The sequence below is a fragment of the Acetobacter cerevisiae genome (assembly GCF_001580535.1).
GTDB classification, from domain to species: Bacteria; Pseudomonadota; Alphaproteobacteria; order Acetobacterales; family Acetobacteraceae; genus Acetobacter; species Acetobacter cerevisiae.
On the sequence record NZ_LHZA01000086.1, the window covers coordinates 1 to 9,334 of the forward strand.

5 protein-coding genes and 1 pseudogene are annotated in these 9,334 nt (G+C 54.1%); 4 read left to right on the forward strand and 2 right to left on the reverse strand.

Annotation, left to right across the window (positions count from 1 at the left end; all coding sequences use genetic code 11):
• Positions 1-327: 327 nt before the first annotated feature.
• Positions 328-639 carry a hypothetical protein gene (locus AD928_RS01295; RefSeq protein ID WP_061499190.1) on the reverse strand — a complete coding sequence of 104 codons (312 nt, stop codon included), beginning with the start codon at positions 637-639 and terminating at the stop codon, positions 328-330.
• A 293-nt stretch (positions 640-932) separates the two neighbouring features.
• Here AD928_RS01295 and AD928_RS01300 point away from each other — a divergent pair, with 293 nt between their 5' ends.
• The 3 genes from AD928_RS01300 to AD928_RS01310 are packed head-to-tail and all read left to right on the forward strand — an operon-like array spanning position 933 to position 6,978.
• Positions 933-4,136: an efflux RND transporter permease subunit gene (locus tag AD928_RS01300; protein ID WP_062247620.1), complete on the forward strand. Its 3,204-nt coding sequence runs from the start codon at positions 933-935 to the stop codon at positions 4,134-4,136.
• Complete coding sequence (locus tag AD928_RS01305; protein ID WP_061490500.1) at positions 4,136-5,329, forward strand: efflux RND transporter periplasmic adaptor subunit; 1,194 nt, start codon at positions 4,136-4,138, stop codon at positions 5,327-5,329. Before AD928_RS01300 ends, AD928_RS01305 begins: the two co-directional genes overlap by 1 nt.
• Entirely contained in the window at positions 5,326-6,978 is a 1,653-nt protein-coding gene (locus AD928_RS01310) for an efflux transporter outer membrane subunit (protein ID WP_231866461.1), read from the forward strand. The genes AD928_RS01305 and AD928_RS01310 overlap by 4 nt, the downstream gene beginning before the upstream one ends.
• Positions 6,979-7,075: 97 nt before the next feature.
• Here AD928_RS01310 and AD928_RS01315 read toward each other — a convergent pair.
• Positions 7,076-8,484: pseudogene (locus AD928_RS01315) on the reverse strand (helix-turn-helix domain-containing protein).
• 131 nt (positions 8,485-8,615) lie between these two features.
• On the opposite strand from AD928_RS01315, the gene AD928_RS01320 reads away from it, so the two are divergent.
• Positions 8,616-9,334: MmgE/PrpD family protein (locus AD928_RS01320; RefSeq protein WP_167347330.1), on the forward strand; the 719-nt coding region annotated here is incomplete at its 3' end.

The window sequence follows — 9,334 nt, forward strand, 5'->3', positions numbered from 1 at the left end:
AAAACCGGTTCAACCTGTTCATCCGCACCATCGGCCTCGCCCGCGCTGAGGCGAAACTGACCCTTTGCAACCTGGCCTACAACTTCAATCGGCTGATCTTCCACGAGCGTCTAGAAACCGCAGGCTGACCCTGTCTGCAAGTCGGCAAAACCGGCGGAATCAACTCCGGACATCGTGGATATCGGTCCGAACGATGCCCTTGGTGCGCCCCGCAAACCTCGACGTCATCAAGCCAGCCCGCTTCGCCAGAAATTACCCGGTTTTTGCGGGTCTCCAGCTATCGGGCTAACTGTCAGGACTGCATCAATAAACCGCGCAAGATAGCGATTACAAAAAACTCTGTCCCGGCAGGGTGGCGGCAATGGCCTGACCGTGAGCGCGGTCGGTCCCCGCCCTGTTGAATAACTCAGAGGCTAACAATGCACCTGTCATGCTTGCCCAAGCACCAAGCAGCGCGACGATGCCCGATAGATAGAGTGGCTTGTTCCAAGCACTCCTGTCGGTCGAGGGCAGGTTAAAGAGCCTGCCCTGCACGTTATAGAGTGCAGATAACATGCTCGGTAATTTCAATGGTCTTTGCCCATGCTCATATCGCGTTGCTGAGAACCGTCTGATCTCTGCCCGGGCATGGAAACTCATAGGACCCGAGCTTTGATGGCTAGCTCTGCATGATTGTTAGGCTTGGATGAGAGAGATGACGGGTGTTCTCATCAAGAACAGCCACAGAAGCCAAGAGCGTGACAAAAGAGCGCTAAAAATTAAATCTTGTGAAAACTTAAAAATAAACTTGGCAGTAAACAAATATTGTAAATCTTAAACTTTAAATTATTAAAAAATTATATACCAGAATAATATTTTTTTTAAAAGATTTACGCATAACCATAATTCTATCTTGTGCTGAATTTCACTGACTTCAGCAAGGAAGGAAACGCATGAACGCCATCGTCGTGACGGCGCTGAAGCGACCTTACACATTTATTGTATTGTCTCTGCTTATTCTCGCTTTTGGTGTGCTGTCCCTTTTCAAAGCTCCGACAGATGTGTTTCCGAATATCCGGATTCCTGTCGTCTCCGTGGTGTGGACATATGGCGGGATGCTGCCCGAGGAGTTTGCTGGCCGTATTACCTATAATTATGAGCTAGCCGTAACCTCCACTGTGGAGGGTATCGAACATATGGAAAGCAGCTCTTATTACGGCAGGAGCATCGTCAATATCTATTTTCAGCCCGGCACGGATATAGGAGAGGCTGAGGCAGAAGTTACTGCTATTTCTCAGACAGTTATCAAGCAGTTGCCAGATAACATCCCTGCACCGATGGTGATGAAACTGGAGGCATCATCTGTTCCGGTTCTGGCTCTGCAAATTACGTCTGAAAAGCAGACACCCTCTGACCTGTATAAAATTGCCATGACCCGTATCCGGCCGGTTCTGGTGACAGTGCCCGGCGCGGTTCTGCCGCATCCATATGGCGGTATGGACAGCTTTATTATGGTGGCCCTGAACCAGAAGCAGTTACAGGCGCACCACCTTTCCGCAATGGATGTGCAGAATGCCTTGCGGAAACAGAACATTGTCCTCCCGGCAGGGGACCAGAAAATTGCGACTACGGACTGGATGGTGCAGACCAACGCCACCCCGCGCTCCATGAAGGAACTGGGGGATATTCCTGTCAAACGTGTCGGGAATGCCGTTATTTATGTGCATGATGTGGCACAGGTTTACCGCGGCGGGCATCCACAGACCAATCTTGTGCTGGTCAAGGGGCGGCAAGGTGTGGAAGTTGTCGTCATGAAAAGTGGCGATGCCTCAACACTGGATGTTGTGGCACGCACCAAGGAACTTCTCCCTCGTATTCAGAAGCTTGTTCCTCCTGATGTCCATATTTCCATTCTGAATGACGCTTCTGTTTTTGTGAAAGATGCCATCAAGGACGTTGTGCGGGAGATGGTCACAGCGGCAGTGCTGACCGGGCTTGTGGTTTTGCTCTTTTTGGGATCATGGCGGTCTACGCTGATTATTGCCACCTCCATTCCACTGGCCATTCTCTCCGCTATCATCTGTCTGTTGCTGTCAGGCCAGACCATTAACGTCATGACGCTTGGCGGGCTTGCACTCGCAGTCGGTATTCTGGTGGATGACGCGACTGTCATGATTGAGAATATCGACACCCACCTTGAGGAAGGCAAGGAACTGGAGCCCGCCATTATTGATGCCGCCAACCAGATTGTGGTGCCAACACTTGTTTCAACCTTGTGTATCTGCATTGTCTGGACACCCCTTTTCCGGTTGAGCGGCGTTGCGGGCTGGCTGTTCATGCCCATGGCGGAAGCCATTGTCTATGCCATGCTGGCGTCCTTTATCCTGTCGCGCACACTGGTGCCGACCATGGCCAAATATCTGCTAGCCGGGCAGGTGCATCCGGGCTTGCATAGCGATGAGCATCTTGCATTGCCCAAAGGGATTCTGGGGCGTTTCCAGAACAGGTTTGAACACGCTTTCCATAAATTCCGTGCGGCCTATGGTCTTTTTCTGGAGCGCATTGTTGCACGGCGCACGCGGTTTGTGGGGGTGTTTCTGGGGTTTTCCGTGCTGTCTCTGGGGTTATTTCTGGTCAGCGGGCAGGACTTCTTTCCCGAAGTTAAATCCGGCATGATGCAGATGCACATGCGCACCCCGCTCGGGATGCGGATTGAAACAACGGGCCGTATCGTCTCTCTGGTGGATGATCGTATCGAGAAAATTCTGCCCGGAAAGGTTTCTGGAATCATCAATAACTGCGGGTTGCCCGAGGGGCCGCATAATCAGGCGTTTATTCCGACGCCCTCCATCGGCACGCAGGATTGCGACCTGATGATTTCTCTCAATGATGAGGAATCTCCCGTATGGGACTATCGCAAGCTGTTGCGGAAGGATCTGTCAGAAAAATTTCCTGGTAGCACGTTTACGTTTCAGCCTGCGGACCTTACCGACAAGATCCTGAATTTTGGCTCTCCCGCGCCGATTGACGTCCAGATTTCCGGCCCGGAACTGCAAAGCAATTACCAGTATGCGCGTCTGCTTGTGAACAAATTGCGCGAGATACCCGGTGCGGCCGATGTTGTTATTCAGCAGACAATGAAAACGCCAACCCTGTTTGTGCAAGGCAACCGGACGTTCGGGCAGGCCACGGGCATGACGGAGGCGGACATTGCCAATAACGAATTGATGACACTCTCCGGCAGTCAGACGGTTGACCCGCAATACTGGCTGGACCCGAAAACAGGCATTACTTTTCCACTGAACGTCTATGTCTCGCAGGACCAGCTAACGCATTATAATGACCTGCTGACCATCCCTGTCGATAAAGGAGATGGTGACCCTAAAGGCACAGACATGCAGTTGCTTGGCAGCATCAGCACGATAACCCCGACTGGCACGCCGGGGCAGGTGTCTCACTACAATTCAATGCCGGAAATTGACGTCTATGTTTCCACGGAAGGGAGCGATCTGGACGCTGTTCTCAAACAGGTCAGGCGGGTGGTTGACGAGACCCATAAGAGCCTGCCGCAGACAGCCGTGGTGGATGTGCGCGGGCAGGCTGTCACCATGCATGGCGCATATATGGAACTGGTTGCCGGGCTGATTGTATCCGTTGTGCTGATCTATATGCTGATTGTTATCAACTTCCAGTCCTGGATTGATCCTTTCATTATTATTTCCGCCTTGCCGGGAGCGCTTGCGGGTATTGCCTGGAGCCTGTTCCTGACGCAGACGCGCCTGTCCGTCCCGGCCTTGACGGGGGCCATCATGTGCATGGGCACTGCAACGGCAAACTCCATTCTTGTGGTCTCTTTTGCCAAGGAACGCTTTGCCTTGCATGGCAATGCGCTTGTGGCCGCAGTCGAGGCCGGTTTTGGCCGCATCCGCCCTGTTATCATGACGGCTTCCGCCATGGTGATTGGCATGGTGCCCATGGCAACCAGCAATTCGCAGAATGCGCCGCTGGGGAAGGCGGTTATCGGTGGCCTTATTCTGGCGACAGTCTCAACGCTGCTGTTTGTTCCTTGCGTTTACGCAATTTTTCATAATCGCTCTCACATAAGAAACTCGAGCCCGTCTGACGCGGGTCATGAAAATGGGCAGGAGGCCGTCTGATGTCCGCTCTTACAAAAAAACGTCTTTTTATCGGCTGCCTGCTCTGCGTGCTTGTCGGTTATGTGGCCTATCTGGAAGTGCAGCACCTGAACAATGAGGTCACGCTGCGTGCCGACGCGTCACGCGCCAGCGTGCCGGATGTTGCTGTGGTTCAGCCCAAACCCGCCCCGGCAACACTTTCCATGACGCTGCCGGGCAATATCAATGCCTGGTATGAGGCGCCGATTTACGCGCAGGTCTCCGGTTATGTGAAAATGTGGTACAAGGATTATGGTGCCACGGTTAAAAAAGGCGATATTCTTGCAGAGGTCAACGCACCGGGGCTGGATGCACAATATGCACAGGCCAAGGCTGACTTGCAGGTTGCACAGGCCAAATACGGGCTGGCAACAGTAACCGCCAACCGCTGGCGTTCCATGGGGAAATCCCAAGCCGTCTCAGGACAGTCTGTTTCTGTTCAAAATGCTAATGAACAGTCAGCCCGTGCAGCACTGGAAGCAGCCCAGCATAACGTGGACCATTATGATGCTCTTGAGCAGTTCAAAACCATTATTGCCCCGTTTGATGGTGTTGTAACGGCCAGAAATATCAGCGTGGGTGACTATGTGGGTGCTGGCAGCGGCAATATGAACGCCAACGGCACCGCGAGTGAACTTTTTACGGTGGCAGATACGCATGAGATGCGCCTTTTTGTCTCCGTGCCAGAAGTGCTGTCCTATGTTCTGAAACCGGGCCTGAAAGCCCGTGTGACAGTGCCGCAATACCCCAACAAGGTCTTTACGGCCAATTTTCTGACCATCGCCAAAGGGTATGACCCGAACACCCGTACGGCCGTGACGGAATTCACCATTGATAATGCGGACCAGACATTGTGGCCGGGTACGTTTGCCTCTGTCTCCCTGTCTGCTCCGGCAGAGGGTGGGGTTTATACAATTCCCACAGGCGCGCTGGTGTTTCAGGAGAAAGGCATGCAGGTCGTAACGGTCGATGCGCAGAACAAGGCGCATTACAAGACTATTACTGTAGGCCGGATGTCAGATGCTTATACGGAAGTTGATGCAGGCCTTTCCTCTGGAGACCACATTATCAACAATCCTCCGGCAGACTTGCTTGAAGGACAGACCGTGCGCCTGAGCGCGCCTGAGAAAGGATATATCACAACCGCCAGCAGTGATGAGGAGGATGACGAATGAGCATTCTCAGGATGGATCCCTTCACGTTTGCCCGAAAGAACGCGTGTGTGCTGACAAAACATGGAATACTCAAGGGAGCAACTCTTGCCACCCTCACAGCGCTGAGTGCGTGTGATCTGGCCCCGACGTATCAGACGCCGCACTTCATTGTTCCGGCCTCATGGCACGGGCAGGGGTTGTTTCATGAGGCACAGCCGCAGGAGACTATCATAAGGTCTGACTGGTGGGTGCTGTTTGCTGACCCGACACTGGACACGCTTGAAGCGCAGGCAATGGCGGGCAATGCGGATTTGCAGGCTGCTGCGGAGCGCTTCATTCAGGCGCGATCCATTGTTATGGAAGCCCGCTCTGACCTGTTGCCGCATTTTGCTCTGGCGTTTGGGTCAAGCAACAATAAAAGCTCGTCTGACAGACTGTTCCGCTACAAAGGGCCGATTACGGCTACCGATGAATTCTATGGCGGCATGGCCAGTTGGGAGCCGGACATCTGGTCCTCCATTCGCAACCGTGTGCGGGCCCAGAAATATTATGCGCAGGCAGAGGCTGCACAATATGCGTCCGCGCGGCTCAGCCTTCAGGCTGAGCTGGCGACCGACTATTTCGCACTCCGGGGACTGGATACCCAGAATGCAATCTATACGCAATCTATCAGCTATTATCAGCAGGCCCTGCGGGTGACGCAGACGCGACTTGATAATCAGGATGCAACCGGCATTGATGTGGCGCGTGCCAAAAACCAGCTTTACATGACGCAGGCGCGCCAACTGGATGTGCAGGCACAGCGCGAAGTGCTGGAACATGCTCTGGCGGTGCTGGTCAATGCCTCTCCATCCTCCTTTCATCTGGCTGAAGTGGCCATTCAGGATGGAGCTGAGCCGGTTTTTCCTCTGGGCATGCCATCGGAACTTCTTGAACGTCGCCCGGATATTGCCGTGGCGGAACGGGAGATGGCGCAAGCCAACCGGGCTATTGGCATTGCCCGAGCAGCCTTCTACCCGCATGTTTCCTTCAACGCGAATGGCGGGTTTGACGCCAACGGGTTTGATCTGGCCAACCTTGCAAACAGCATGTGGTCTTACGGGGCCTCTGTAACCATGCCGCTGTTTGAAGGCGGGCTGCGTCGGGCCCAGCTTCAACGCACGTGGTCAAACTACCGTGAAACACGTGACCATTACCGCATGGCAGTTTTGTCAGCGTTCAAGGACGTAGAAAACGGTCTTTCCATGACGGCGCGCCTGCGGGTGGAAAATACGCGCCTGAAACAGGCGGTTGATGCCGCCATGCAAGCACAGACCTTGACCATGACACTCTATAAAGGCGGGGCCGATGGGTATCTGGATGCCCTGATTGCACAGGTCAATACGCTTGACGCCCGTATTGAGCAGGCGCAGGTGCAGGCACGTGCGCTGCAAGCTACAGTCGGGCTGGTGCGGGCCTTGGGCGGGGGCTGGAATGATAAACTGCTGCCAACGCCAGACCAGACCATGACATTTGCGGGTTTTCAGTATGACGGATTGCGCTACCCCAAGCCGGTTGGTGGCATTGAGAGCCAGCTTGCCCCGGAACAGTATGAAAACCTGACGACGACTGACCCGGACACTCTGGCCCGTTCAGGCAAAGTTGAAATATCTGACCGCGTTCAACATTAACCATCACCATGCAGCAGACAGGAGCAGACCTTGAACATCTGCCCTGTCTGTTGCCCTGTGTGCTGCGATACAGGCGTGGCGCGTTACCAAGACACTCTTATTCAGGCAGTGCGCGATATGGAACAACACCGCGCGCATGGTTGCCTGTATCCAGAATACGGCCTGAAACGGGCAGGGACCGATGACTGCACTGGTCCCGCCCACAGGCCCGGCAGCCGGGGCCAATGGGCACAACCAGTGTATGGTCCTCCATATTCAGGCCTGCTGCGTAAACGGTTTGCGGAGCATCTGCTATGGCGCAACCCAGCACCATGGCAATCTGGCGAGGGCGGTCTGAATAGCTTGAGCCTTCATGCCCGACAGTGCGTGCAACATTGAGATAGATTGCATCATCTGTTGTTTGAGAAAGCTGGACCTGAATTTGCCCCGGCGTAGCAAAGGCGCGAAAGACGTTCCAGAGCGGGCAGGGGCCACCAAAACGCGCTTGCGAAAAGCGATTGGCTGAAAAACTCTTGAGAATATTGCCTGCAATATCGAGTTTCAGGAAATAGAACGCGATGCCTTCAGAGCCGGGGCGCTGCAATGTACTGAGCCGATGGCAAACCTGCTCGAAACTGACAGAAAAAAAGCGGCGCAGCTTTTCAATATCATAGCGCATCATTTTGGCCTGATGCAGAAACCTGCCGTAAGGCAGAATAAGCGCCCCGGCAAAGTAATTGCTGAGATATACGCGGGCAAGCTCCTGCGCGTTATGGTCTCTGGGGCCTTCACGCCGCAGAATTTGGCTTATCAGGTGGCTTTGCTCCAACTGGCCAATAATCTGCGCCAGAAAAAACAATGTGTTTCATGTGGCTGGTTATGAGGCAGGTAGATGGTCCGTTTATACTGGTCAATACGCCAGACGAGCCCTTTACTCTCCATCTCGGGGCTTTGGACAATCTGGAGACCATGCTTGGCTTAAAGATGGCGGACCAGCGCATCTTCAGGGTGATCTTCTCCGGGGGAAAGAAATTCGTAAAATTCCTCCGCCGCTCTATCAAGTTCATGGAAATAGTTTTTATGTTCCTGCACCCAGTTGCCAACGGCTTCATACGGCTCTGGAGCGAGAGGCTCTGCGGTATTGCTGTCTCGTTCCAGATTGAAACTGTAGGCCCGATATAGCGCAAGAAAGGCTTTGCATAAGTCCGGGTTCAGGTTGGCCGCTTCCGTCATTTTTGCGAAGGGGAGAGGCGTGTTTTTGAAAACAGGGTCCGCCATCGTCTCACGGAGCGCCTGTATGGTGTGCGCCTCCCGTGTGTCACTGAACCATGCAGGGGTCAGGTCAAAGCGTTCACACAAACTCTGTAAAAGCCGCGGCGGCAGGGGGCGGTGGTTGCGTTCAAGCTGGTTGAGATAGCTCAGGGAAATGCCAATCTGCCCGGCCATGGCAGCCTGAGTCAGCCCCTCCCGCTTACGCAGATGTTGTAATCGGTTTCCGGCAAAGAGTTTTGTTTTTGTTCTTGGCATCCCTGCTGACCTTCACAGACTTTGCAACTGGTGCAAATTCGTTTGCTTCTTTCTACTCTTATTCCTCTGACGCTCTCTGCGACAGTCTGCGAATGTTTCTTCCAGATCACAAGATGGCAAGGAACCAAACGATGCAAAACCATGCAGTCCGCGTTCATCCGGAAAGCGACAGACTGACCTGCGCCAACCAGTTAGCCTGGAAAATTGCGCAGGTTGCGGCTGACCCGGTCGGGGTTGAAGAGGCTGTGGCCGAGATGATTATCAACCGGATGATTGATAATGCAGCCGTCGCCATGGCGTCGGTCAACAGGCATTCTGTCACCAGTGCGCGTGCAGAGGCTCTGGCGCACCGCAGGCCGGGCGGGGCGACCGTTTTTGGCATGGGGCCGGATGTGCGGGTTCATGCGGAATGGGCAGCATGGGCCAATGGAACGGCCGTGCGGGAGCTTGATTTTCATGACACCTTTCTGGCGGCTGAATACTCCCACCCCGGGGACAATATTCCCGGTATTCTGGCCGTAGCGCAGCAGTGCAACCGGAGCGGTGCGGACCTGATCCGCGGGATTGCAACGGGCTATGAAATCCAGATTGATCTGGCCCGTGCGATCTGTCTCCACAAGCACAAGATTGACCATGTTGCGCATCTTGGGCCATCCGTGGCTGCCGGGATCGGTACAGCGCTCCGTCTGCCGCCATCTGTCATTTATCAGGCGATCGGGCAGACCCTGCATGTCACCACAGCCACACGCCAGAGCCGCAAGGGGGAAATTTCCTCATGGAAGGCCTATGCACCGGCACATGCCGGGAAAATGGCTGTGGAGTCAGTCGACGCGGAAATCTCACAGAAGGG